This window comes from Hymenobacter metallicola (genome assembly GCF_004745645.1).
Lineage (GTDB): Bacteria > Bacteroidota > Bacteroidia > Cytophagales > Hymenobacteraceae > Hymenobacter > Hymenobacter metallicola.
Genome location: NZ_SRMB01000005.1, coordinates 405,342 through 429,926, shown reverse-complemented (window position 1 = coordinate 429,926; position 24,585 = coordinate 405,342). Strand labels below are relative to the sequence as shown.

The 24,585-nt window shown below is 61.2% G+C and carries 16 protein-coding genes; 7 read left to right on the top strand and 9 right to left on the bottom strand.

Annotated elements, in window-relative coordinates; all coding sequences use genetic code 11:
* Positions 1-4: 4 nt before the first annotated feature.
* Entirely contained in the window at positions 5-709 is a 705-nt protein-coding gene (locus tag E5K02_RS22495) for a Dph6-related ATP pyrophosphatase (protein WP_240737406.1), read from the bottom strand.
* 126 nt (positions 710-835) lie between these two features.
* Between E5K02_RS22495 and E5K02_RS22490 the strand changes: the two genes are divergently transcribed.
* Positions 836-1,276 (top strand): hypothetical protein, encoded by a 441-nt coding sequence (locus E5K02_RS22490; RefSeq protein ID WP_135398196.1) that lies wholly within the window; start codon positions 836-838, stop codon positions 1,274-1,276.
* Between the two features lie 84 nt (positions 1,277-1,360).
* Here E5K02_RS22490 and E5K02_RS22485 read toward each other — a convergent pair whose 3' ends face one another.
* On the bottom strand, positions 1,361-1,918 hold the full coding sequence (locus E5K02_RS22485; protein ID WP_135398194.1) for a DUF4126 family protein: 558 nt from the start codon (positions 1,916-1,918) through the stop codon (positions 1,361-1,363).
* Positions 1,919-2,001: 83 nt separating this feature from the next.
* A complete protein-coding gene (locus E5K02_RS22480; RefSeq protein ID WP_135398192.1) occupies positions 2,002-2,631 on the bottom strand; it encodes a flavin reductase family protein in 630 nt (209 codons plus the stop codon).
* A gap of 353 nt (positions 2,632-2,984) precedes the next feature.
* On the opposite strand from E5K02_RS22480, the gene E5K02_RS25810 reads away from it, so the two are divergent.
* On the top strand, positions 2,985-3,635 hold the full coding sequence (locus E5K02_RS25810) for a hypothetical protein (protein WP_206026005.1): 651 nt from the start codon (positions 2,985-2,987) through the stop codon (positions 3,633-3,635).
* A 126-nt stretch (positions 3,636-3,761) separates the two neighbouring features.
* On the opposite strand, the gene E5K02_RS22470 is transcribed toward E5K02_RS25810, so the two are convergent.
* Entirely contained in the window at positions 3,762-7,889 is a 4,128-nt protein-coding gene (locus E5K02_RS22470; RefSeq protein ID WP_167856545.1) for a PA14 domain-containing protein, read from the bottom strand.
* A gap of 544 nt (positions 7,890-8,433) precedes the next feature.
* Positions 8,434-10,311, bottom strand: a complete 1,878-nt coding sequence (locus E5K02_RS22465) for a DUF885 domain-containing protein (protein WP_135398187.1) — start codon at positions 10,309-10,311, stop codon at positions 8,434-8,436.
* 183 nt (positions 10,312-10,494) lie between these two features.
* On the opposite strand from E5K02_RS22465, the gene E5K02_RS22460 reads away from it, so the two are divergent.
* Complete coding sequence (locus E5K02_RS22460; RefSeq protein WP_135398185.1) at positions 10,495-11,448, top strand: bifunctional helix-turn-helix transcriptional regulator/GNAT family N-acetyltransferase; 954 nt, start codon at positions 10,495-10,497, stop codon at positions 11,446-11,448.
* A 96-nt stretch (positions 11,449-11,544) separates the two neighbouring features.
* Positions 11,545-12,261, top strand: a complete 717-nt coding sequence (locus tag E5K02_RS22455) for a 3-ketoacyl-ACP reductase (protein WP_135398183.1) — start codon at positions 11,545-11,547, stop codon at positions 12,259-12,261.
* Between the two features lie 79 nt (positions 12,262-12,340).
* Here E5K02_RS22455 and E5K02_RS22450 read toward each other — a convergent pair whose 3' ends face one another.
* The gene (locus E5K02_RS22450) at positions 12,341-13,633 is read right to left on the bottom strand and encodes a carboxypeptidase-like regulatory domain-containing protein (RefSeq protein WP_240737414.1); all 1,293 of its coding nucleotides are present in this window, start codon (positions 13,631-13,633) and stop codon (positions 12,341-12,343) included.
* A gap of 221 nt (positions 13,634-13,854) precedes the next feature.
* Here E5K02_RS22450 and E5K02_RS22445 point away from each other — a divergent pair, with 221 nt between their 5' ends.
* Complete coding sequence (locus E5K02_RS22445; RefSeq protein ID WP_135398178.1) at positions 13,855-14,865, top strand: alkaline phosphatase D family protein; 1,011 nt, start codon at positions 13,855-13,857, stop codon at positions 14,863-14,865.
* 96 nt (positions 14,866-14,961) lie between these two features.
* Here E5K02_RS22445 and E5K02_RS22440 read toward each other — a convergent pair whose 3' ends face one another.
* Positions 14,962-16,677, bottom strand: coding sequence for a cellulase family glycosylhydrolase (locus E5K02_RS22440; protein ID WP_135398176.1), 1,716 nt, complete (start codon positions 16,675-16,677; stop codon positions 14,962-14,964).
* A 611-nt stretch (positions 16,678-17,288) separates the two neighbouring features.
* On the opposite strand from E5K02_RS22440, the gene E5K02_RS22435 reads away from it, so the two are divergent.
* Together E5K02_RS22435 and E5K02_RS22430 are read left to right on the top strand one after the other, a co-directional pair.
* Positions 17,289-20,576 (top strand): glycoside hydrolase family 3 N-terminal domain-containing protein, encoded by a 3,288-nt coding sequence (locus tag E5K02_RS22435; protein WP_240737405.1) that lies wholly within the window; start codon positions 17,289-17,291, stop codon positions 20,574-20,576.
* Positions 20,577-20,934: 358 nt separating this feature from the next.
* Entirely contained in the window at positions 20,935-22,569 is a 1,635-nt protein-coding gene (locus E5K02_RS22430) for a 3-(methylthio)propionyl-CoA ligase (RefSeq protein WP_135398174.1), read from the top strand.
* A 198-nt stretch (positions 22,570-22,767) separates the two neighbouring features.
* Here E5K02_RS22430 and E5K02_RS22425 read toward each other — a convergent pair whose 3' ends face one another.
* Complete coding sequence (locus tag E5K02_RS22425) at positions 22,768-23,268, bottom strand: DUF2059 domain-containing protein (protein WP_167856544.1); 501 nt, start codon at positions 23,266-23,268, stop codon at positions 22,768-22,770.
* Between the two features lie 61 nt (positions 23,269-23,329).
* Positions 23,330-24,508: an acyltransferase family protein gene (locus tag E5K02_RS22420; RefSeq protein WP_135398170.1), complete on the bottom strand. Its 1,179-nt coding sequence runs from the start codon at positions 24,506-24,508 to the stop codon at positions 23,330-23,332.
* Positions 24,509-24,585: the final 77 nt, after the last annotated feature.

The following is a 24,585-nucleotide window of genomic DNA, read 5'->3' as shown; positions in this document are numbered from 1 at the left end:
CCGGCTAGCGGGGCGGCCCGGGCAGCAGGTCGCAGTACCAGAAGCCGGCCTCCTTGCCCCCACCCGGGGCCGGGTAGGTTCGCCGCACCAAGTCGCCCCGCTCGAAGGCAATGGGTGCCCGGAAATAGGGCGCCTCAAACACGAAGCTGTGGTACTCGCCGTTTTCGCCGCAGGGGTCGACGCCGGGGGGCAGGTCGCGCAGGAACTCTTCGTCGAGCAGGCGGCCGCAGAAGCTGGCGGCGAGGTGTTGCTCATTAACGCACACAATAATGGCCCGAAAGCCCAGGCTCAGGTACTGGCGCAGAATCTCGGCGCTGGTTTGCTGCCAGAGCGGAAACACGGCCTGCATCTGCACCCGGGCCAGTTGCTCTTCGCGGTAGCGGCGCAGATCTTCCAGAAAAATGTCGCCGAAAATGGCGTGGTGCATGCCCTGAGCCTGCAAGGGTGCCAGCGTGGCGCGCATCTGCTGCTCATACTGGGCCATGTCGGGGGCTTCGGGCAGCTCCAGCTTGGTCAGGGGTAGGCCGATTTGCCGGGCCTGCGCGTCGAGCAGTTCCACCCGCACCCCGTGCATCGAGACGCGCTGGTAGTGGCTGTTGACGCTGGTGAGCAGGTGGCGGACCTCGTAGCGGGGGTCGTGCAGGGCGTGGTAGAGGGCCAGGGCCGAGTCTTTTCCCCCGCTCCAATTCATAAGGGCTGGAATGGGCATGGGGCAAAACTACATCGAACTTTGGCATCAGTACTCAGCCACTATGCCCAGCCTACTTCAGCTATAGAGCCCGGCTTTTCCGTATAGCTCCCACCAACTCTATTCTGTACTCCAAACACCCAAACTATGAAACTCACTCAGCGCTTTGTGCTGGCTGCCGTGCTGGGCGCCGCAGCTTCTCTGACAGCTTGTGACCGAGGCGGCACCCCCGGTGAAGACCGGCAGAACGTCAACGACTTCTCGACTGCTCCCCCGGCCCGCTCTATTGAAACCAACATGGACAGCGTGAATACGCAGCAAAACGTGCAGCCCGCCGGAGGTGAAGGCTCCGCCGCCGACATGAGCCAGTCGACGGATAACGCGGTAAACTCCAGCCCCGGTGGCAGCAACAGCACCGCGCCCCAGAATCCGTCGGGCACCCCGGCCGGCGCTGGTGAAGCGCGCAACAATAACAGTCTGAACGATTCGAAAGCGCCCTCGCAGAACAGCTCGGCCCCGACTACGACCAACACGGGCCAAAATACCGGCACGGCCAACCAAAGCAGCGGCTCGGGCCGCACGCAGTAAGGCGGCTTCTGACTTGGGTTTACAACAAGGCCCCGCAACCAAGCTGATTGCGGGGCCTTGTTGTAGTTACGTACCGGCGGGACGCTAAAACAGCGACGGATAGTTGGGGTGGTACGAGGGCTTGGCGGGCAAATGCCGGGGTACGTAGGCGTCGCGGCGGGCGGCGGGCTGATTGAGACGACTGGCGGCTTTGCTGCTGCTGAATACGGTGGCATCTTCAACCAGGGCCCACAGCAAGTCGGGCAGCTTGGTTTGCTTGCCCAGCCGCTGGCGCAAATAAAAGCTGCCGTAGGTGCCGGCCACGGCGGCCAGGCCCCCGAGCAAGCCGCCGCCCAGCCAGGAACGCCGCTTCGATGTATACACCATCGCCCCCATCAGCGCCCCCGACAAGCTCCGGCCGAGCAAGGCGGTGGGCGTAATCCGGTCGGGCATGCCGGGCACTTTATCGGCTACCATCTCCCCGGCGGCCAAGGCTTTCAGGCCCGTAGCGGCGGCTCCGGACTGCAGCAGCCGGAAGGGCGAAGCTTTCAGTGCTTCAGACTGATGCTTGGAAAAGGAATTGCTTAGAAAAGCCAACGGCGTCAGGCTGCGCAGGCCAGCCAGAGTACCCAGGCTCAGGGTTTGCCAAAGTGGAGTTGCCATAGAAAGAAACGTCTGGTGCGAAAAATCAGGAACCTAGTTAAACGCACATCGGGCCGGGGCGTTGGCAGCCCCGGCAGATTCTCTTACTTGGGCTGTGGCCCTTGCCCGGGCCGGGCGTAGGCAAACGAGGCCAGCGGCTTGACCTGGTGGTAGCCGTCGAGACCCGAAATGCATACGTCGCCGGCCAGCTGCAAATCCAGGGTGCCATCGGGCCGGAGCACCTCGATAGGCAAGTAGATATGCTCTACCGTCCCGACCAGCAACACCGTGCCATTGTGCACCGGCAGCTCCTCCTTCAGGCGCAGGCCCAGGCTGATGCGGCTTTCGGCCACGTAGGGCGCAGGAAATTCGTCGCGGTAGACGGGGGTAAAGCCACAGGCCGCAAACTCGGATTCCTCTCGGCCAAACTCGGCCGAGGTGTAGTGGGCGGCGGCCACAAAGTCAGCATGCACGTGGTTGATGGTGTAGCAGCCGGTAGCCTTGATGTTCTCGTAGGTGTGGCGCGGTACCGTGGCAGGCCGCGTCACAATGCCCAGCACGGCCGGAGCCGAGCCCAGGTGAATCACGGAACTGAAAATAGCCAGATTGGTAGCTCCTTCGCCCGAGGCCGTGCCGATTAAGTTGGCAGGCTTGTAGCCGGTGATAGAGTTGATCAGGTTGAGGCGGTAGACTTTCTCAAAACGCTCGATGTCGGCGGTGGTCAAGTGGCGCATAGGTGGGAAGTAAGTGCAGCCTAACGACCAGTAAGAAGGCGTTTTGTTCAGGAATTGGGCTCAGCCGACGCTGCTTACGGGCGGCCGCGGGCAGCAGCTTTACTTCCGCGAAGAGCTCATTTCAACAGTACCATCTATAAATCAACCAGTTGCACACAATACAAAGCCCGAATTATGAGGGTAAAATCCTGATAACCACGGATAGTTTACACGGAACAAGTACGTAGCATGCGTTCTACAACTAGTAAAATCCGTGTTTATTCAGCGCCTTACTTTACTTAAATACATGATTTACAGACGTATAAGCTAGCATTGAATCAACCATTCTATCACCACTACACTTTTCTTTCGCTATGAAAAAGCCTTGGCTTCCTCTTCTGACGGCTGCTCTGCTCGGCTCGTCACTGGCCTTCACTGCCTGCGACGATGATGACGATGACGACAACACGCCTTCTACCACTTCCGGCACGACATCAGGCACAACCTCCGGTACCACTTCTGGTACAACCTCGGGCTCTACGACTAGCTCTACCAACGGTACCACTTCGAGTAGTACTTCCGGTAGTACCACCAGCAGTACCAGTGGTACTACCTCCGGCACGACTTCCGGCTCAACCACCTCTAGCACGAGCGGCACCACTTCGGGAACTACCTCCGGCAGCACCACGGGTACCACCTCCGGTACTACTTCGGGTAGCACCACGGGCACCACCAGTGGCACTACTTCCGGCAGCACCACGGGCACCACCAGTGGCACTACTTCCGGCAGCACCACGGGCACCACCAGTGGCACTACTTCCGGTAGCACGACTGGCACTACCTCGGGCACTACCTCGGGCTCTACAACCGGCACAACGTCGGGTACAACCTCGGGCTCTACGACTGGCTCTACCAGCGGTTCGACGACCGGCTCGACAACTGGCGGCACTACCTCGGGTACGACTTCGGGCAGCACCACTGGCTCGACAACCGGCGGCTCGACAACCGGCGGTTCGACAACCTGATAGAGAGTGTCCTGGACTAGCTGTCTGAACCACAAAATGCCCCGTTTGCCCAAAATTCTGGGCAAACGGGGCATTTTTTCTAAGCTGGCATCAACCCCAGAAAGCAGGTTGATTGCCGTTACCTTCTTAGTGCTTCACAACACGTACACTTCGCACCTTGCCCTGCGCGGATACCAGGCGGAGCACGTAGCTACCCGCCGGTAGGCTGCGCACATCCAGATCGGTCTTTCCGCTGGGGCTTAGCACCTGGCTAAGCACTGGCTGGCCCAGCACCGTATAGATTGTGGCCGTAGCCGGCCCGGTAGCATCAGTATAGCGCACCTGAAGCAGGTCGGTGGCTGGATTGGGAGCTACGGAAAATTGCGGAGTTGCATCAAACTGGACAGTACGGACCGGCGAGTAGGCCACTGTGCCATTCTGATCAACCTGCTTGAGACGGTAGTAGACGGTAGCTGCCACCCGGGCCGCGCCAGCATCCTGGTAGCTATACCGGCGAAGCTGGGTGGAATTCCCTTGGGCCGCCACCCGACCAATAGCACCAAAAGGCTGGCCAGCTACGGAGCGCTCTACTTCAAAATAGGCGCTGTTTTGTTCCTGCGCCGTAGTCCAGTCAAGCTGGGTGTCTAAGTCGACGGCAACGGCCGTAAAGCGGGTCAGCTCAACGGGGAGCGGGCCGCCAAATTGCGTAGAGCACAGCACCGAGCTGGGTACCACCTGGGTAGCCCCCCCTGTGTCGGGGCCACTGTAGGAGAAGGTCAGCACGTTGTCGCCACCGGCTTCGCCGTAGAGCAACTGCACCGGATAGGTGCCGGGCGCCAGCGTAACGGTACCCGTATAAGTAGCCGCACTGTGCGCGCCGCGGGCGTCTACCACCGCTTTGGAAGCCTGCAAGGAGGCGTCCCGGGCGTTGTTGCCCACCCACAGCCAGGCAGCATCGTCGCTGTAGAGCGAGAAGGTGTAAGTGCCCCCGGTGGTAATGGTGATGTAGCCCCGCATCCGCGACGAGTAGTTGTCGGGGTCGGCGGCCGTGCCCGAGTTAATGGCCGTCGTGATGTCGCCCCAGCCGTTGCGGTTGGTGTAGTTCACGTTGGCTATGCTGCGGGTAAGGCTCGGGGTGGTGTTGAAGTACGAGAAGTTGTCGTTGAAATAGCCTTTGAAGTACTCGGCATACAGTCCCCGCGTCGCCGACTGCCCGTTGAACGTAGTGCCGGCGCAGGTGCCGGCAGGCAGGGTCACGGTGGTTGTTACGTTGGCCACAGGCTGGCTGCCGTTGTTGTTGGGAGCCGCGGCGTCGTTGGTACCGGCCGTGTTCCGGGCTTGCCCACTTACAGGCTGGTTGTTGTTGGGCAACGTGAAGGTGATAGAAAAGTCCTGGGAGCTGCCGTTAGCCAGGGAATTAATTGGAGGCAGGGTTACAATGCCGGTGTTCACGTCGTAGCTGGCTCCCGAGGGCAGCGTCCACGACAACAGGGCTTTGGGCAACTGTACCGTGGGCGCCACGCTGGTGGCTGCCGAAGGGCCATTGTTCTGCACCCTGGCCACGTAGGTTACGGCCGAGCCGGCGGCCGCCGTAGCCGGGCCGCTGATGGTCGTCACCACGTCGGCCGTGGGCGTCACCATGATGCTGGCCGTAGCCGAGTTGTTGTTTGTATTCGAGTCGAAAGCGCCCGAAGTAATAGAAGCGGTAGCCGTAACGGTGCCTCCAGTAACCGAACCGTTAAACTTAATTACCGGCGAGAAAGTAGCCCCATTGCTCAGCGTGGTCAAGCCAGGGAACGTAAGCTTGCCGGTGCTTTGGTCGTAGGAGCCGCCCGCCGCATCGGTCAGCACCAGGCCCGCGGGCAGCTGCACCTGGGCAACTACATTGAAAGCTCCGTCGGCGCCGTTGTTGCGGAAAACCACGTTAAACGAGCCTTCCTGTCCGGAGAGAATCGAGTTGGACGCAGCCGTAATACCAGCTTGAAGCTCGGCCGTAGCGCTGGTTACTGTCGCGTTGAAGGTAAACTGGTCGGCCGCCGCATTGGCTCCCTGGTTGGTGCTGGTGCCGGTGTTGCTCACCAGGCTAACTGAGCCTGTAGTAGGAGGAGCCGTAAAGCTGAACTGGAACGTGTTGGTCAAGCCACTCCCCAGCGTAGCTGCCGGCGGATAGGTGATGGTTACCGTGTTGTTAGTATTTGTGACAACCGACTGCGCCCCCGGCGCCGAAACTGCCGTGCTACCGACAGGCAACGTCACGGACTGCGCCACATTGGCCGCCGATGACGGGCCGTTATTGGTGAAGTTCACGGCGAAAGTACCCGAAGCCTGTCCCTGCCCCAGTACCCCGGAGCCCACAATAGAGGTTGTGACATCGGCCACCGGGGTCACGTTGAAGGAAGCATTAGCCGCATCCGGATTGGTATTGCTACCCTGCCCGGTAGTAGTCGAAATAGAGGATGAGGCCGTTATCGGACCGCTTGGGGGCGTCACAAAGCGGATAACCGACACGAGCGACGGGCCGCTGGGTAGCATGCTCAGGTTGGGGTAGGTCACCAAGCCCGTCGCGAAATCGTAACTGCCCCCATTGGAAATAGACAGCATCGTCAGCCCGGCTGGTAACTGCACTTGTGCTATTACCTCGTTGGCTCCCGCCGGGCCGGCGTTTGCAAAGGTAGCGGTGAAACCACCGGGCTGGCCAGCCAGAGTTGGATTGCTCAGGGGCTCCAGCGTCGTGCTGACGTCGGCCACGGCGCACTGCTCGTTGTAGAGAATGATTTGCGTTAGGCCGTCGCCGCCGCGGGTAGCACCATTGGCAACAAACTCCGTCAGGGCCGTCGAGGAGGTCGTTCCGTTCACGCCGCCCAGTACCTGCGCCGTGAAGTTGGTTCCGGGGCTATTGGTAAACGATATCAATCCGCCGCCCCCGCCGCCGCCCGGGCCTTCTGACTCGACGCCAGCGTCGCGCTGCGAGCCGCCAGTGCCACCCTGGGCGCTGGCCGTAATTCCGGTGATGGTACCGCTCACGTGAAGCACAATGCTGCCCCCGCCGCCCCCGCCGCCGGCTGCGTCGGTGCCTCCCGAGGTGGCGATGTTGCCGGCTCGCACACCCGTACTCCCGTTGGCCTGAATAGAGCCCGACCCGGCCACGGCTCCGCCCGTGAGCAGGTATACTACCCCCCCGCCGTTACCGCCCGAGGTTGATACGCTATTGTTTCCGTCGCCGGCGCCGCCCCCGCCGCCCAAGTACAGACGGCCACGGGTATCGAGCGGCCGGCCGCCAAAGCCGCCGGTATTTTGTCGATTGTTGCCACCCCAGCTGTTATTGCCGGGGGCTACCGTTAGGGCATCCTGGTTGCTGGAGGCGTAGCTATAGCCCCCACGGCCCCCACCCGATGACACCGTGGTGGCAAAGCCGGGGCTCTCCAGATTCCAGGCAGCGTCATACGCATTGGAGGCGCCCCGGTCGGGGTTGCCGGTGCCGGTCCAGGCAGTAGCGCCTACATTGGACCCGCCGCCGCCCGCCGCGTTGTGGGAATTGCCGCCCCCGCCGCCGTTGGCAGCAGCACCGCGGCCGTAGCGGCCGTTCAGGGCGTCGTAGTCGGCTTGAAAACCGGCAATGCCCTCCCCTTTTTCAGCCCCGTATTCGGGAGCCAAGCCTCGGTAGCCCGTTACGTAGACGTTGCTGGCATCAGAAGAATTGTCGAGCACGCCACCCCGAAAACCCAGGCCGGTAGCGTTGATAGTCCCGTTGAGGGTGGTGCCGTTGGCTACCTCCATGGCCAGCACGCCACCCACGCCGCTGGTACGGTCCCAGGCGGTAGCACTGATGGTGGCCCCGCTGTTGACGGTGAGCGTGCTAAAACGCGGCAGACGCACTACCTGCGCCTGGCCCGCGGCCGTATAGCTGTACTTCAGACCACAGGTAAGGGTGATGCCTGTTGTACCGGAAACCGCAGCTACTTCCAGAATTTCGTAGCGGCCGGCGTTGTTATACGCTGTTACCGCACCATAACTGGCACCATCAGTGGTGTTGATGCTGGCCCCTTGCATCTGAATCAGCATAATCAGGTCGCCCTGCGTGAGGGGACCGGGAAAGCGGCTGTTGGCATTCAGCGTGTTGCTGGCCACGGTAAGGGCAGTGGTACCGGCCGCCGCATCGGCCGTAACCTTAGCGTATTCATTGACGACGACCGTACCAGATGCCACCGTACGGTTACCGTCTATCCCCCTGGCCCGTTGGGCCACGGCCCCGAAAGCGGGTAATAGCAGCAGCACGGCTAGAAAGTGTTGGGCTGTGTGGTCACGCCAAACCCGTTGGCTCAGGACTCGACTGAGCCCGCCAGTAAAAGTAAAAATGCGCATAGATGTGTCAGGCGGCAAGCAGAGCGAAATGTCGACTGTGCCCACCAGTATCCACAGCTCGACAGTGCAAAGCTACTGCATGATTTTCAGGGTTTTAAACCCTAGCCCACACTACTTATAGCATTCTTGCTATATTGCAATTGTGGTTGGCAGAAGTTAGACCGCTGCTTATTACTAAAGCCTTACTTACATATGTAGATACATCAGTATAGGCAGGCTTTTCACTACTTAAATGTCTTATATCTGATTGATTCCAGTGAAAAATATGCAGGAATCAGGCTCACCAGCAAAATTTCGCTGCCGTCATACCACGTACTATTTTCTAGGTTTTATTCAATCGTATTCTTATAACCCAAGTATCAGCTACTCTAGTGATTAGAGGTATTCAGACACGAACAAACTACCCAACTAAAAAAGGGGCACCCGATGGGCACCCCTTTTGTTCAAGCGCATCGGCCTACTTCTGGTCAGCGGCCCAGTCATCCATTTTGCGCTCCAGCACCGACAGCGGCATTACCCCGTCCTTGAGTAGTTCGTCGTGGAAGGCACTTAGGCTGAAGTGCTCGGCATTCTGACGCGGATACTTCTCGCGCAGCTTGCCCGAAGCCCCGGCGGCTAATTGAGTGCGGTACTTCTCGCGCAGCTCCCGAATCTTGAGCTGCCCGATCTTGTAACTCAACGCCTGGCCCGGAATAGCCATATACCGCTCAATTTCGGCCGTAGCGCCCTGCTCGCTGATGGCCTCGTTGGTCATCATGTACTGGATGGCCTGCTCGCGGGTCATGTTCTTGGTGTGCATGCCCACGTCGACCACGAGGCGAATGGCCCGGTGAATTTCGTCGCCCAGGGCCCCCATATATTGATACGGGTCAGTGTAGAGGCCCAACTCTTTGCCCAGGCTCTCGGTGTAGAGCGCCCACCCTTCGCCCATGGCCCCGTACCAGGCAAAGCGGCGAAACTTCGGCAGCTGCTCATTTTCCTGCTGCAACGACACTTGGTAGTGGTGGCCGGGAATGGCTTCGTGCAAAAACAACGACTCCATGCCCGAGGTGGTGTTGAAGGTCTTGGCGTCCAGGATAGGCACGTAGAAGATACCGGGCCGGGAGCCGTCGGGCGTGCCCTGGTTGTACTCAGCCGAAGCCGAGGCAGCCCGGAAAGCTTCCGTCTGCCGGATTTCGAAGCCGGTTTTGGGTACCCGGCCAAACATCTTCTTCAGATTGGGGTCAATCTTAGCCTGAATATTACGGAAAGCCCCGAGCACCTGGTCGGGCGTTTTGTAGGGCATGAATTTCTGGTCGGTCTTCAGGTACTGGAAGAAAGCCGGCAGGTCGCCCTGGAAGCCCACCTGGGTTTTGACCCGCTCCATTTCCGCGCGAATCCGCTTTACTTCCGCCAGGCCGGTCTGGTAGATTTCCTCGGGCGTTTTGTCGGTCGTGGTCCAGAACTTCACCAGGAACCGGTACTGCTCTGGGCCGTTAGGCAGGGCGCTACTACCAGTGCTGGGGCGGGATTTGGGCAAGTATTCTGTTTCCAGAAAATCGGCCAGCTTCTTATACGTCGGCGACAACTCCGTCAGAACCGCCTCCTGGTAGGCCGAGGAAATTCGCTTGCGGTCGGCTACGCTGAAGTCTTTGGGAAAGGCATTGACCGGGCCGTAGAACAAGGACTTGGCGGCATCCGTCACGACCAAATCCCGCATCTGGGGAATCATCTTTTGCACCAGGGCCCGGGGCAGCACCACTCCCGCTTTCATGCCCTGACGAAAATTGCTGATGGCCGAATCGGCCCACACCGGGAAGCGATGCACCCGGCCCAGCCAGTTGTCGTAATCCTGGGTGGTTTTGAAGGGCTGCGCCCCCGTTCCCGAGCCGAACTGCCCCAACGAAATGGGCAGGCCACCAAACTGACTGAACGGTATCATCCAGCTGTTAGGATAGTCGCCGCCCACCACGATATTCTGCTTCAGCCCATCGAGGCGCATCTGCAGGTCGTACTGGAAAATGTCGTAGCTCACCCGGTCGTTTTCCGACAGCTGGGCGCGGTCAAACTGCTGGAGCTGGGTGAGGTAGCGCTGGTAAAACTCCTGCAGGCCGTTGCGGAAAGCCCGGGTCTGGTCGTTGGGCAGCTGGTCGTTGTAGCGGTTGTCGCCCTGGGCTGTGGCGCTCAGCGGAAACAGCTTGGACTGCTCTTCCCAGTAGTTGCTGAACAAGCTGGGCAGGTCCTTGGCTTCGGCGCCCCCGCTCTCGGTGGTTGTGTTTTGGTCGGTGGTTTTCTGCTGGTTGCAGGAAGCCAGCAGCGCACAGGCGAGCAGGCCGCCCAGAGCAAGTTTTTTCATTCCAAAAGAATGTGTGAAGGTTGAGGTGGGAAGGTAAAGCCTTTGGGGCGAAAAGACAGCGGCCCGGCTTTAAAGCTGCGCCGGGCAGTGCGCTTTCCCCCGGTGCATCAGCCCCAAGAGAGCGTGTACGTAGTAGCCTCAATATATTTTGTAAGTACTTACACAAATGCTTACACTTGCACCATGGACTTTTTTGAACAACTCGGGCCGGCGGCCCTGGGAAGCCGCCTGCGCCGCCTCAGCGAGCAAATGACCACCCAGGCGGCCGCAGTTTATGCCCTGTACCACGTGCCTTTCGAGCCCCGCTGGTTTCCGGTTTTCTACACCGTGGCATCTACGCCCGATCTGCACGTGGGCGAAATTGCGGAACGCATCGGCCACACGCATGCGGCCGTCAGTCAGGTCTTAAAAGAATTGACTAAGCACGGCTTGGTACAGGTGCAGCGCGGGGAAGCCGATCAGCGCCGCAGCCTGGTAACGCTCACGCCGTCGGGGGCCGACCTGTGGCCTACCCTGCAGCAGCAGGCGGCCGATGTGCGCCAGGCCACCGAAGAGCTGCTGGCCGACACCCGGCACAACCTGTGGCTGGCCATCGGAGAAATGGAGTATGCCTTGTCGCGCCAGAGCCTGGCCAGCCGGGTCAAAACCATCCGCGACCAGCGGGTAGCTGCTCAGGTGCAGATTCTGGACTATACTCCCCAGCACCAGCCCGACTTTAAGCGCCTCAACGCCGAGTGGATAGAGCGGTACTTCCGCCTGGAGGAAACCGACCTGAAGTCGCTGAACCACCCCGACGACTACATCCTGCGGCCGGGCGGGCACATTCTGCTGGCCCAGCACCAGGGCCGGATCGTAGGGACCTGCGCCCTGATTAAGATGCCGGACGCCACGTTTGAGCTAGCCAAAATGGCGGTGTCGCCGGCGGCGCAGGGGCTGGGCATCGGGCAGCGGCTGGGAGAGGCCGCCGTGGCCCGGGCCCGGGAGCTAGGAGCGCGGCGGCTGTATCTGGAAAGCAACACCAAGCTTGGGCCCGCCCTGAACCTGTACCACAAGCTGGGTTTTCGCAAAACCGTATCGGGCCCGCCTTCGCCCTACGAGCGGTGCAATATTCAGATGGAACTGCCTTTGAGCAGTTGACCCGGCGGGCTGAAATCTACCTTTCTTTTGCCAGCCGACAACCCCAACGCCCGTTCCCGGTTATACAACCCTATCATTCATTTCAACTCATTTGCGATGCAAGCAATAGCCGGAAAAACAGCCCTGGTAACGGGAGCCGGGAAAGGAATTGGCCGGGCCGTAGCCCTAGCCCTGGCCCGGGAAGGCGTACATGTGGCCCTGCTGGCCCGCACCGAAAGCCAGCTGCGGGAAGTAGCCCAAGAAATTGAGGCGCTGGGCGTGAAAGCCGTGGTCGTCACGGCCGACGTAGCCGACCGCCTCGCCGTAGAAGCCGCCGTGGCCCAGGCTCTGGAAGCCCTGGGCACCATCGACATCCTGATCAACAACGCCGGCATCGGCACTTTTGCCAAGCTCGTCGATATGGAGCCGGCCGAGTGGGAGCATATCATTCAGGTAAACCTGCTGGGCACCTACTACACCACCCGGGCCGTGCTGCCCCAGATGATAGCCCGCGAAACCGGCGACATTATCAACATTGCCTCTACCGCCGGCCAGCGCGGGGCGGCTACGACCAGTGCCTACAGCGCCTCCAAATTTGCCATTCTGGGCCTCACCGAGTCGCTGATGCAGGAGGTACGCAAGCAGAATATCCGGGTGTCGGCCCTGACGCCCAGCACCGTAGCCACCGAGCTGGCCATCGGCAACAACCTGACCGACGGCAACCCCGAAAAGGTGATGCAGCCCGAGGACCTGGCCGAGTTCATTATTTCCCAGCTCAAGCTCAGCCGCCGCATCTTTATCAAGGAAGCCGGCATGTGGAGCACTAATCCGTAGCGCAAGAAGCTTGCATTACCCCACAAAAAAGCCCCGGAGGTTGCTTCCGGGGCTTTTTTGTGGGCAGTTCAGAACTCCGTTACTTGACAACGCGGCCATTGCTGTCGATGCGTACATCGGGCTTGGCCGCCGCTTTGGGCACCATTGTGCCGAAAGCGCCTTTCTTCTCGAACGACTGAATTACCTCATCTTCCACCGGAGTGCGCTTTACCACCGGATTGTTGGCCCAGAACTCGGGGTTGTACTTAATGCTCTTGATGGCCTCCAGGTCGCGGTCCTGCACACTCACGCGGGCGTAGGGAATGCTGGTGGGCGTGGTGCTGGTGTCGTAGAAAAAGGTGAACGACGACACGGTGAGCGGGGTGGCGGGCTTACCGGGCGAAGTCAGCTCGGCGGACAGGTTTACCTTCATGTATTCCAGGGGCGCAATTTCCTCGGTCGAGTTCTGGAACGACATTTCAATGTCGAGCTTGGTGTTGCGGAACTTCTGGTTGATGTTGGAAGTCGAGGCCGTGAAGTTGGGGGTCGTCATGCGGTAGCGCACCACTTTGTAGCTGTCCACGTCAATCCAGACCGTGCCCTGGGCCTTGTATTTGGTGAGTTCGGGGCGGGTTTCAAAGTCGATTTCGGCAATGCCGCCCTTGGTGCTGTCGGGCCCGGCCACAATGCCTTTGAGCTCGAGCAAGTAGTTTTTCACGGCATTGGGGCTCAGCAGCGCCAGCGACTTGGTCGTGTCGGCGTTGGCGTCGTAGAGGCCGTAGGACTTGGTGTAGAGCGAGAAGTTGCTGAAGCTGGTCAGGCTCTGCTTGGCGGCGTAGCGGCCCTGGGCAATGGCGGTGCCCTCGATGCGGGCCGTGGTCGACTTCACATTCCAGACCACCTCCTGCAACTCGGTCGGCTCGCCGCCGATGCGGGTCGTTTGGCGGTAGAACGCCTTGCCGTAGAACTTCTTGCCGTAGCTGCGCTGTAGCTGGCGGAAGGCCCTATCGACGAGGCGGAAGGCGTAGGAGCCAATCTTTACCTCGGGCAGCGTGATATTGGCCGTGGACAAAGCCACCCGGATGGGCTCGGCGGCCGAGGTTACGCGCAGGGTGTCGCGCACGTGGCCCAGCTCCGAAATCAGCAGGGTTACGGGCAGACTGGGCACGCGCAGGGTAAACTCGCCCTCGGTATTGGTGGTGGTGCCCAGCGTGGTGCCGGGCACTGATACGCTGGCAAAGGGTAATACCTGGTTGGTTTCCTGGTCAATGACGACCCCGCGCAGTTGCTGGGCCTGGGCAAACTGAGTGAGCAACAGCCCAAGTACGAGGAACAGATACACGGGCCGAAACCGCGACGGGGCGGCTGGTAGAGCAGAAGCAGCGGAAATCATCACAGCGGCAGAGAATAGAAGGTAAGGAGAAGCATCCTGAGGTTGAAAACGGCCAGGACCACCGGCAGCGTATGCGGCCGTGCAAAAGTAGGACCGCTCTGGCTTTAGAGAGGGAAACTTTTCGCGGATAGTTCAAACTACCAAGCCAAACACGCACCTGCTTTCGCAGGCTTAACATACTCTTCATGCCGGCAGCACCGAGTAAGTAGCATCTTTGCGCTATGAAAAAATCCCTCCTGCTCCTGCTGAGCGCCGCCTTGCTGGGTGGCACCACGGCTCGGGCCCAGAAAAAGAAGGAGCTGACGCTGGCCTTTGGCTCTTGCAACCGCATCGATTTGCCCCAGCCGCTCTGGGACGATATTGCCCGCGACCAGCCCAACGTCTGGATCTGGCTCGGCGACAATATCTACGGCGACACCGACGATATGCAGGTGCTCAAGGGCAAGTATACGACGCAGTTCAACCTGCCGGCCTACCAGCAGTTTCGCCAGCAGGTGCCTACCATCATCGGTACCTGGGACGACCACGACTACGGCCGCAACGACGCGGGCAAGGAATACCCTTTCAAAAAGGAAAGTCAGCAGCTGGCCCTGGATTTTTTGCAGGAGCCCCCAACCAGTGCCCGCCGCCAGCAGGAAGGCATCTACGCGGCCTACACCTACCAGGCCGGCAGCAAAAAAGTGAAGGTGATTCTGCTCGACGACCGGTATTTTCAGGACGAGCTGCAGCGCGGCGCCGACCGGGCCTACCTGCCCAACCCCACCGGCGACATTCTGGGCGAAGCGCAGTGGCAGTGGCTACAGCAGCAGCTCACGGGCTCCGATGCCGACGTGCACATCCTGGGTTCGGGTATTCAGTTTTTGCCCCAGCAGCACCCCTATGAGAAGTGGGCCAACTTTCCGGCCGCCCGCCAGCGCCTGCTCGACCTGTTGATTTCGAGCAAGGCCAAGGGCGTACTGCTCATCAGCGGCGACCGGCACATTGGTGAAGTATCCAAGCTGACCCTGGCCGGCCAGAAGCACCCGATTTACGAAATCACCTCCAGCGGCCTGACCCACCCGGCCAGCCAGAATACGGGCGAGGCAAACCAGTACCGCGTGGGCCCCCTCGTAAATCAGAAGCACTACGGGCTGCTACGCTTCCGGCAGCAGGGCAAGAAGCTCCTGGCCACCGCGACGCTGAAAGGCGAAGACGGGAAAGTATTCTACACCGAGGAATTCGAAGTGAAGTAATATTCTTACCCACAAGGTTGAATTCTGGTAATAGCCCGCTAAAAAGCCCGCCGTATAAAGCATACGGCGGGCTTTTTTGGTCAGTACCCTGGGCGCCTACTCCTTCACAAAGCGCCGGGTTTCTACCTGCCCGTTCTGGACGATGCGCACCAGGTACACGCCCGGTTCGAGGCCGGCTACGGGCAGGGCTACTTGCTGGCCCGCCGCCGTGCCCCGAATGCTGCGGCGGCTCAGCTCGTGGCCCTCGGAATCCAGAATCGTGAGCTGCACCGCACCCGTGGCCGCCGGTACGCTGACCACCACCTGACTCTGGGCCGGATTGGGATATACAGCTTCCGTCGTTACGGTCGTCGTGCGGCTGGCCGGGGCGGGACTGAAGCTCCACCAGTTGATGTTGAAGCCGCCCGCGGGCACGCCAATGGCAATATCCTGCGGGCCGGCGGCCAGGGTCACGGTATGCGAAACTGTGGTCCAGGTTTGCCAGCCGCCCGTGGCCGGCACGTTCACGGTGCCCCGCTGGGTGGTGCCCGAGTTCTGCTCCAGGCTGATGCGCCCCCCGCCGCTGGGGCTGGCTACGCGGTACTGAATCAGGTAGCTGCCGGCCGTGGGAATGTTCACGGAGTAGACCATCCAGTCGCCGGGGTCCAGCCAGCCCACGTTCAGGCCGCCGCCGGTGTCGGAGGTCGTTTCGGTTTGCACCCCGGCCATGGCCTGGTAGCTTTCGGCCTGCACCACGGTGCCCGTGGCGGGCGGCGGAGTTGTGCCGCCGCCTCCACCCCCACCACCGGTAGTCGTGCCGTTCCAGTTTTGAATGTAGCCCTTCACCAGGGAACCGGATGGGGTCAGAAAGGCATCCGACCAGGCCGCCGTGGGGCTGGTGCCGGGCTTCAGGGCCGAGGACGATTCAGCTTTGTCGTTGAAGGACCAGTTGGCGTGGCTGATGCTGTTTTGCTTGAGGAACGACATCCATTCCTGGGTGGAAGCGGCATCGACGTAGCCGTTGCCGGAGGCTTCGGTAGTACCGTATTCGGTTACAAACACGGCCACGCCCCGGTTGAGGGCCGCCTGGGTTTTGTCCCGCAGGCTTTGCTTGTGGGTGGCGGCGTAGAAGTGCAGGGTGTAGGCAATGTTGGAGTAGCGCGTAATCGGGCTGCTGGCCGCCACGTCCACATCCTGCGACCAGGTGGGCGTGCCGACGATGATCAGGTTGTCGGGGTCGATGGCGCGGATGGCCCCGGCCACGGCTTCGGCGTAGGGCTTCACCACCCCGGTCCAGGAAACCTGCAGGGGCTCGTTATACACCTCGTAGATAACGTTGGGCGTGCTGCCGTAGGTGCGGGCCATGTCCTGAAAAAAGGCAATGGCCTGCGCCTGGTAGCTTTCGGCGTGGTGAGAATGCCAGTCGATGATGACGTACAGGCCCTGGGCCAGGGCCGCATCTACCACCGTCTTCACCTTCTGCCGGTTGCCTGCCGGATTGCTGATGTAGCCACCGCTGTCTTCCACCCCCATAGCGACGCGCACCACTTTGGCATTCCAGTTATTCTTGAGCCAGCCGACCGTGTTGGCCGTGTAGTATTTCTCGCCGCCCCAGCCGTCGTTGCTCCAAAACAGGCTGTTGCCGGCTAGGCTCACGGGTTGGTTGTTCTTATCCACAATCTTGTTGCCGGCTACTTTCAGCAGGCCGTATTGCTGCACCGGTGTCGTTGTTTGGGCAGTAGCGCCGAGGCTGCTGGCACAAGCCAGACCCAGCAACAGGGTTTTAGCCCCGGCACCGCACCGGCCAAAGAAGGTTGTTTCAAAAGTTTTCATTGAGAAAGAATAGATAGGGTGAGAAAAGAATAGAAAGCGTCTGGCGGCAATAGGTGGGCTGCTTCGGGCGGGCAGCAAGCCAAGTCAGACCCGGCGGCGGCTGGCCGGAACGGCTAAGGCATAGCGCAGCCGACTTGGCGGCCCAACACGGGCCGCTAAGCGGCAGTAACAATAGGTGAGGTGGGGTGCTGTGCTGCTGAGTAGCAGCTTACCACCAGTAGGCAGCACTGGGCGCGGGCCACCGACTGGTGCGGGTCGGGGCGTGGCAGGGTGGAGTTGCTCAGGCGACGGCTAAGGGGAAGAAGCTTGCTGTACGACTCAGCCGCAAAAGCCAAGTGTACCCGCAGAATCCTGCTCTGGCTAAATGTACGGAAGCCCTGCAAAAAAGACTAGCCTATTTGCGTCTATTAACGCAATAATAAATTACTTTATATCAGCTGTTTAAAAAGCAACGATTCAACTTACCGACACAGCTTTGGCTTGCTGCTCGTACGCACATCCTTGCCTGGCAGCACTCCGAGCATTAAGCAGCTTGCGGCCCTTTGGCGGCCCGAAAATCGGGAAGCCGTGCATTCCCGTAAATTCGCCGTCTCACTTATCCGCGCCCTATCTTGTCTTTTGCCCGCTTCCTCTCGTTTCTGTGGCTGCTACTGGTGTTGTTGAGCCCCGCCGACAGCGCCGCCCAGCGCCGTAAAAAGCCCGCTGCCCAAAAGAAGGTTTCTGCCGCTGCCCGCCGCGCCCAGCAAAGTGCCGCCGCCCGACGGCGCCAGGAAATCCTGGATTACCGGGAAGCCCAGGCGGCTAAGAAAGCTGCCGCCGCCCGGGCCCAGGCCCGCCAGGCTGCCACGGCCAAACCGGCGGCGGCTCCGGCGGGCAAAGCGGCCGGAGCCGCCAGGCCCCGGGGTGCTCAGCCCGTGCCCTTTGCCCGCCAGCTGAGCTCTTCCCCCTGGGTCGACTCGGTGATGAAAACCCTCACGCCCGACCAGCGCGTGGCCCAGCTGTTTATGGTAGCGGCCTATTCCAACCGGAAGCGCATCGACGAAGACTCCATTTCGACCCTGATTCAGCAGTACGGTATCGGGGGACTCATCTTTTTCCAGGGCGGCCCGGTGCGGCAGAGCAAGCTGCTGAACCGCTACCAGAGCCAGAGCAAAGTGCCGCTGCTGGTGGCCATGGACGCCGAGTGGGGCACGGGCATGCGCCTGGATAGCGTGGTGCGCTTCCCCTACCAGATGAGCCTGGGCGGCATCCGCGAAAACCAGCTGCTCTATGACATGGGCCAGGAAGTAGCCGGGCAGTTTAAGCGCCTGGGCATGCACGTCAACTTCGCGCCGGTGGTCGATGTAAACAACAACGCGGCCAACCCCGTCATTGGCTTCCGCAGCTGGGGCGAGCAGCGCGAAAACGTAACCGAGAAGAGCTACCTCTACATGCGCGGCATGCAGGATGCGGGCGTGCTGGCCGTGGCCAAGCACTTCCCCGGCCACGGCGACACCGATACCGACTCCCACCTGGCCCTGCCCGTGGTGCGCGTGGACCGGCGCCGGCTCGATACCCTGGAGCTGTTTCCGTTCCGGGACCTGATGCGCCGCGGCCTGGGCGGTATTATGATTGCCCACCTCAACATTCCGGCCCTCGACAGCACGGGCATGCCCAGCACGCTTTCCAAACCCATTGTGACGGGTATGGTAAAACAGCAGCTGGGCTTTCAGGGCGTGATTTTCACCGACGCCATGAACATGAAGGGCGTGATTAGCAAGTATCCGCCCGGCGAGGCCGATCTGCGTGCTTTGCTGGCGGGCAATGACATTCTGGAGTTTTCGAAGAACATTCCGCTGGCTCTGAAAATGGTGCGCGCCGCCATCAATGCGGGTCAACTCAAGCAGGAGGATATTGATGCCCGCTGCCGCAAGGTGCTGGCCCTGAAACAGTGGGCCGGGCTCGACAAGTACCGCCCCATTGAGCTGGGCAACCTGTACCAGGACCTTAACCCGGTGCACGCGCAGGCGCTAAGCCAGAAGCTCTCGGCCCTGAGCGTGACGGTACTGCGCAACCAGAAAAGCTTTCTGCCCCTGCAACGCCTCGATACCCTGCGCCTGGCTACGCTCACCATCGGCACCAAAGACACCACCGACTTCCAGCGCCTGGTGGCCGACTACGCCCCGGCCGACCACTACTGGCTGTCGGCCACGGCGAGCCTGGACGAGCTGACCCAGATGCGGACCACGCTGCAGCGCTACAACACGTTACTGGTCGGCATCAACAACCTGGGCCGCTTGCCCGCCACCAGCTTCGGCGTGACGCCCGAAACCAACCTGCTGCTGCGGGAGCTGACCAGCGCCAGGCAGCGCGTGGTCGTGAGTGTATTCGGCAATGCGTATGCCGTGGCGAAAGTGCGCGACCTGGACCGGGCCGACGCGGTGCTGCTGGCCTACCAGGAAAGCAAGAATGCCCAGGAAATAACCGCCCAGGTGATTTTCGGCGGCCTTGGCGCTACCGGCAAGCTGCCCGTGACGGTGACCGACAAGTACAGCCGCGGCTTCGGCCTGACCACCACCGGCGGCCTGCGCCTGCGCTACGGCTTTCCGGAGGACGTGAACATGAACAACACCCTGGAAGCCCGCGTCGACTCTATCGTGAACCAAGCGCTGGCGGCCCGTGCCATGCCCGGCTGCGAGGTGCTCATTGCCCGGCGCGGCACGGTGGTACTGCACAAAAGCTACGGCACTCACAGCTTTGCCGATGCCCCGGCCCAGGCCGGCAAGCCCAGCCGCCCCGTGCGCAACACCGACCTCTACGATCTGGCTTCCCTGACCAAGGTTTCGGCCGCCGTACCGGCCCTGATGAAACTGCAGGAACAAGGCAAGTTCAGCCCCGACAAGACCCTGGGCGACTACTTCCCCCAGTTCAAAGGCACCAACAAGCAGGATTTAAAGTTGCGCGACGTGCTGGCCCACCAGGCCCGGCTCAAGGCCTGGATTCCGTTCTGGCAGGGCTACACCCAGCCCAAGGGCTTCTTTGCCCGCCTGTTTGCCGGCTTCAGCAAGCCCGACCCCAGCAAGAAGCCCGCCGCCGATGCCCAGCTCAGCCGCCGCTACTTCCGGGCTGATTCCTCGGCCCGCTTCCCGTTGCAGGTAGCCACCAAGCTCTGGGCCCGTAAGGACTTGCCCGAGCAGCTGGTCAAGCAAATTGGGGAGTCGCCGCTGAACGAGAAGCCGGGCTACGTCTACAGCGACTTGTCGTTTTACCTCTACCCGCTGCTGGTCAAGCAGATTACCGGCCAGCCTTTCGACCAGTTTCTGCAGCAGGAAATTTACAAACCACTGGGTGCTACCACGCTGGGCTTCAACCCCACCCGGCGCTTTGCGCGCCGCCGCATTGCCCCCACCGAGTATGATTCGCTTTTCCGGCGGCAACAGCTGCACGGCACCGTGCACGACGAAGGGGCCGCCCTGCTCGGCGGCCTCTCGGGCCACGCCGGCCTGTTTGGCAATGCCAATGACCTGGCCAAGCTGGTGCAGGCCTATGCCTGGCGGGGCAACTACGGGGGGCAGCAACTGCTCAAGGCCGACGTACTGGCCGACTACACCCGCTGCCAGTTCTGCGACCAAGGCAACCGCCGTGGCCTGGGCTTCGACCGCCAAGCGGCCAAACCCGCCGGCAATACCGCCCACGACGCCTCCTCCAGCAGCTTCGGCCACTCGGGCTTCACCGGTACCTTCTTCTGGGTCGACCCGGAGCAGGAGCTGGTGTACGTCTTCCTCTCCAACCGCGTGAACCCCACCCGGCGCAACAACAAGCTCGGCGAACTGAACGTGCGCACCCAGATTCTGCAGGTGGCGCTGGAAAGCATCCGCAAGGGGCAAACTCAAGAAGTAGAAACGACGGTGGAGGAATAGAAAACACCAGGCTCGTACGAGGAAACCTATCAGTGCGAGGCACGAAGCAATCCGTCCTCTGCCAATGACTAACAGTCTTTACCCGCTAAGCCCTTTCCTGTCTGCACGGGAAAGGGCTTTGTGTTGGCGGGGCCTCATCTGCGTCATAATAACGACAGTTAACGAGCAGACGCAAGTATGCGTCTCTACACTGGGTAAGGAGAAAGGGCTTAATGGGTAAAGGCGGCGGCTACTTTCATAGAGGAAGGATGGCTTCGCGTTGCTCGCAAGGACACGGAAAGCCGTAGCACATCCACCACATTAGCACATCAGCACATTAATTCCGTAGCTTAAAGCGCCGACCTAACCCCACCGCCCTATGCTAGGATTAATGATGAACGAGCCCCTGCGCATTGCCGGGCTTTTGCAGCACGCCGCCAAGTGGCACGCCGACACCGAAATCGTGACGCGCCTGACCGAGGGCGGCATTCACCGCTACACCTACCACGCCGCCCACCAGCGGGCCAAGCAGCTGGCCAATGCCCTGCTAGAGCTGGGCGTGCAGCACGGGGACCGAATCGGGACGCTGGCCTGGAACAACCACCGCCACTTCGAGCTCTACTACGGCGTGTCGGGCATCGGGGCGGTGTGCCACACAATTAATCCCCGCTTGTTTGCCGAGCAGCTTATCTACATCATCAACCACGCCGCCAACCGGTTCATCTTCTTCGACCTGACCTTCCTGCCTCTGGTCGAGAAGCTGGCCCCGCACTGCCCCACCGTCGAGGGCTGGGTGCTGCTGACCGACCGCGCCCACATGCCCGAGACCAGCAGCCTGCCCGATATCCGCTGCTACGAAGACCTGCTGGCTGCCCACAAAGCCGAGTTCGAGTGGCCCTCCTTCGATGAAAATACGGCCTCTTCCCTCTGCTACACGTCCGGCACCACCGACCAGCCCAAGGGCGTGCTCTACTCCCACCGCTCCACGGTGCTGCACAGCTATGCCGCCGGCCTGCCCGACTGCTTCAATTGCTCGGCCCGGGACGTGATTCTGCCCGTGGTGCCCATGTTTCACGTCAATGCCTGGGGTATTCCGTACCTGGCTCCCATGATTGGCTGCAAGCTGGTACTACCCGGCCCTGGCCTCGACGCAGCCAGCTTGTTTGAGTTATTCGAAAACGAGGGCGTGACGTTCTCGGCCGGGGTGCCCACCATTTGGTTTGGCCTGCTGACGTTTATGCGCGAGAAAAAGGCCCGCTTCCGCACCCTCACCAAGATGATTGTGGGTGGGGCCTCCTGTCCACCGGCCTTGCTGCGGGCCTTCGACGAGGAGTTGGGCGTCACCATCCGCCACGCCTGGGGCATGAGCGAAACCTCGCCCTTGGGTACGGTAAATACGCCTAAGAGTAACCAGCTCAACCTCAGCCCCGACGAGCAGTTTGCCGTCCGCACCAAGCAGGGCCGCTCTATCTTCGGCATCGACATGAAAATAGTGGACGATGAGGGCCGGGAGCTGCCCCACGACGGCACGGCCTTCGGCGACCTGCTCGTGCGCGGCCCATTCGTGGCGGGCGGCTACTACGAGTCCGACAACCGCGCGCAGTTTACCCCCGACGGCTGGTTCCGCACCGGCGACGTGGCCACGATTGATGCCGACGGCTTCATGAACATCACCGACCGTTCCAAGGACGTTATCAAGTCGGGCGGGGAATGGATCAGCTCCATTGACCTCGAAAACCTGGCCGTAGCCCACCCCGCCGTGGCCGAAGCCGCCGTTATTGGCCTGCCCCATCCCAAGTGGAGCGAAAGGCCGCTATTGGTTGTGGTGCGCAAGCCCGAAATCCAAGTCAGCAAACAGGAGCTGCTCGACTTTTTCGAGGGCAAGGTAGCCCACTGGTGGAAGCCCGACGCCGTGGAGTTTGTGGACCAGCTGCCCCATACCGCCACCGGCAAGCTGCTCAAAACCAAGCTCCGCCAGGACTTCGCCGGCTACGAGTTTCCGGCGGCTCACTAGACTCATTCCTGTCCTTGCGAGGAAGCCATCCGTCCTCTGCGAAGGTAGTCACGACCTTTTACCACAAAGCCCTTTCCCGCACAAACAGGAAAGGGCTTTTCACATAAGGGCTCTTGGCACACTTCAGAGGACGGATGGCTTCGCGTGGCTCGTCGGGACAGGCGAAGGTAGCCGCTAGGCTACCCCGACTCTGCGCCTCTACTGCTTGGTATCCTGGGTTTGCATCTTCTTTTCGATGAGCTGCTGAAGCTCGGGAATATTCTGCTGGAGGCGCTGCTGGCCCATTTGCATGGTGGCGCGCATCAGTTCAGGCTGCTTGTCGAGCAGTTTCTGCCCCGTCGGCGACTTGTAGAAGGCCGTCAGGTTGCGCAGGTCTTTCTCGGTGAACTCGGCGGCGTAGAGCTGTACCATATCGTCCTTGAGCGTGGCCCAGCTCATGTGCTTGGTCATGAAGGTGCGCAGCTCGGGCTCCACCTGCTTCATGTCGGGGCGCTGCTGCACCTGCATGCTGACCATCTGGTCGATGCTCTTGTTCATGTTTTCTTCCATCTTCATCATCTGCAACAGCTCCTCGGCCGCCTGCCGCTGCTTCGGGGAGATGGCCGCAACCGGGGCGGCGGTGGTCGGGGCAGAAGTGGTTTGGGCGGCCAGGGGCAGCGCAAAAGTCAGTACGGTTACCAGGGTCAGGAGCTGCTTCATACAAGCAGGTACGCAACTCACCGGAAAGTGGCGGCCTTTTTCAGCATGGCGTCCCCGGCGCCTACACCTTGATAATAATGCGCCGCTCATACATCACCCACAGCACACCCAGCCATATCAGCACGCAGGCCAGGGCCCCGGCCAGGGAGGCCAGGTAGGGGTCGGGGAAGACGGGCACAAACAGCGTCTCGTAGAGCCACTGCTTCAGGCCCGTCGGGGAGCCGCCGGCGCCCGTTACCTGCCACCGATTGAGCCCGCGGGCAATGAGGCCCGAAAGGAAAAACACGGTAATGGCATTGACCCCGAACACGACAAAGGGCTTGATGCCGCGGCGGTAGCCCTGCACGTCGCAGAGCCAGTAAAGGGCCGCCAGGCTCATCGTGGCAATACCGCCGGTATAGAGCACGTAGGAGCTGGTCCACAGGCTTTTATTGATGGGAAACCAGCTATTCCAAACCAACCCCAGCAGCAGGGCCGCGCCCCCGGCCACAAACAGCCAGGCTACCCGGCCGGCGGCCTCCAGGCTTGTGCGGCGCAGCCCCTGCCCCACCAGCAGCCCCATGATGCCGGTACCCACGGCGGGCAACGTGCCGAGCACCCCTTCCGGGTCCCAGGTTTTGCTTTCTTTCCAGAGGTGGGCCTCCCCCAGCAGCAGCCGGTCGAGCCAGGCGCCCAGGTTGGTGGCCGGCTCCAGATTGGCGGGCCCGAAGCCCGGCACGGGCACTAGCTGCAGCAGCACGTTGTAGCCCACCAGCAGAACGGCCAGCAGAATCGCCTGCTGCCGCCAGGTGGTTTTTACGAACAAGACTCCGCACCCCAGAAATACCAGCGCAATGCGGGCCAGCACCCCGGGAATGCGCACCGTGCTCAGGTCCCAGTCCAGAAACAGGGAGCCAAACAAGCCCAGGCCAAACAGCACCGCCGCCCGCCGCGCAATGCGCCGCAGCAAAGGCCCGTGCGGGGCCGTGCGCCGGGCCGAATCCAGGGCGTAGACGATGGAAACGCCCACAATGAACAGGAAAAAGGGAAAAATCAGGTCGGTGGGCGTGCAGCCGTGCCACTGGGCGTGTGCCAGCGGGGCGTAGATGTGGCCCCAGTCGCCGGGGTTGTTGACCAGAATCATGGCCATGACGGTCAAGCCGCGGAATACATCCAAGGCCACCAGGCGGCTGGGCGGCGTGCCGGTGGGGGGCAGCGCGGGCGCGGCCGGTGGGTGAACAGCAGGCGAAGAGGAAGACATGGGCCAGCAGATAAGGGAGTCGTTACGGAGGACCTAAGATGATAAAATTCGGCACACCGCCAGCCCCCGACACTTTT

Bases quoted from the DNA above. Each gene is read 5' to 3' on its own strand.
- E5K02_RS22495 (WP_240737406.1), bottom strand. From the start codon at position 709: ATGCCCATTCCAGCCCTTATGAATTGGAGCGGGGGAAAAGACTCGGCC.
- E5K02_RS22490 (WP_135398196.1), top strand. From the start codon at position 836: ATGAAACTCACTCAGCGCTTTGTGCTGGCTGCCGTGCTGGGCGCCGCA.
- E5K02_RS22485 (WP_135398194.1), bottom strand. From the start codon at position 1,918: ATGGCAACTCCACTTTGGCAAACCCTGAGCCTGGGTACTCTGGCTGGC.
- E5K02_RS22480 (WP_135398192.1), bottom strand. From the start codon at position 2,631: ATGCGCCACTTGACCACCGCCGACATCGAGCGTTTTGAGAAAGTCTAC.
- E5K02_RS25810 (WP_206026005.1), top strand. From the start codon at position 2,985: ATGAAAAAGCCTTGGCTTCCTCTTCTGACGGCTGCTCTGCTCGGCTCG.
- E5K02_RS22465 (WP_135398187.1), bottom strand. From the start codon at position 10,311: ATGAAAAAACTTGCTCTGGGCGGCCTGCTCGCCTGTGCGCTGCTGGCT.
- E5K02_RS22460 (WP_135398185.1), top strand. From the start codon at position 10,495: ATGGACTTTTTTGAACAACTCGGGCCGGCGGCCCTGGGAAGCCGCCTG.
- E5K02_RS22455 (WP_135398183.1), top strand. From the start codon at position 11,545: ATGCAAGCAATAGCCGGAAAAACAGCCCTGGTAACGGGAGCCGGGAAA.
- E5K02_RS22450 (WP_240737414.1), bottom strand. From the start codon at position 13,633: ATGATTTCCGCTGCTTCTGCTCTACCAGCCGCCCCGTCGCGGTTTCGG.
- E5K02_RS22445 (WP_135398178.1), top strand. From the start codon at position 13,855: ATGAAAAAATCCCTCCTGCTCCTGCTGAGCGCCGCCTTGCTGGGTGGC.
- E5K02_RS22440 (WP_135398176.1), bottom strand. From the start codon at position 16,677: ATGAAAACTTTTGAAACAACCTTCTTTGGCCGGTGCGGTGCCGGGGCT.
- E5K02_RS22430 (WP_135398174.1), top strand. From the start codon at position 20,935: ATGCTAGGATTAATGATGAACGAGCCCCTGCGCATTGCCGGGCTTTTG.
- E5K02_RS22425 (WP_167856544.1), bottom strand. From the start codon at position 23,268: ATGAAGCAGCTCCTGACCCTGGTAACCGTACTGACTTTTGCGCTGCCC.
- E5K02_RS22420 (WP_135398170.1), bottom strand. From the start codon at position 24,508: ATGTCTTCCTCTTCGCCTGCTGTTCACCCACCGGCCGCGCCCGCGCTG.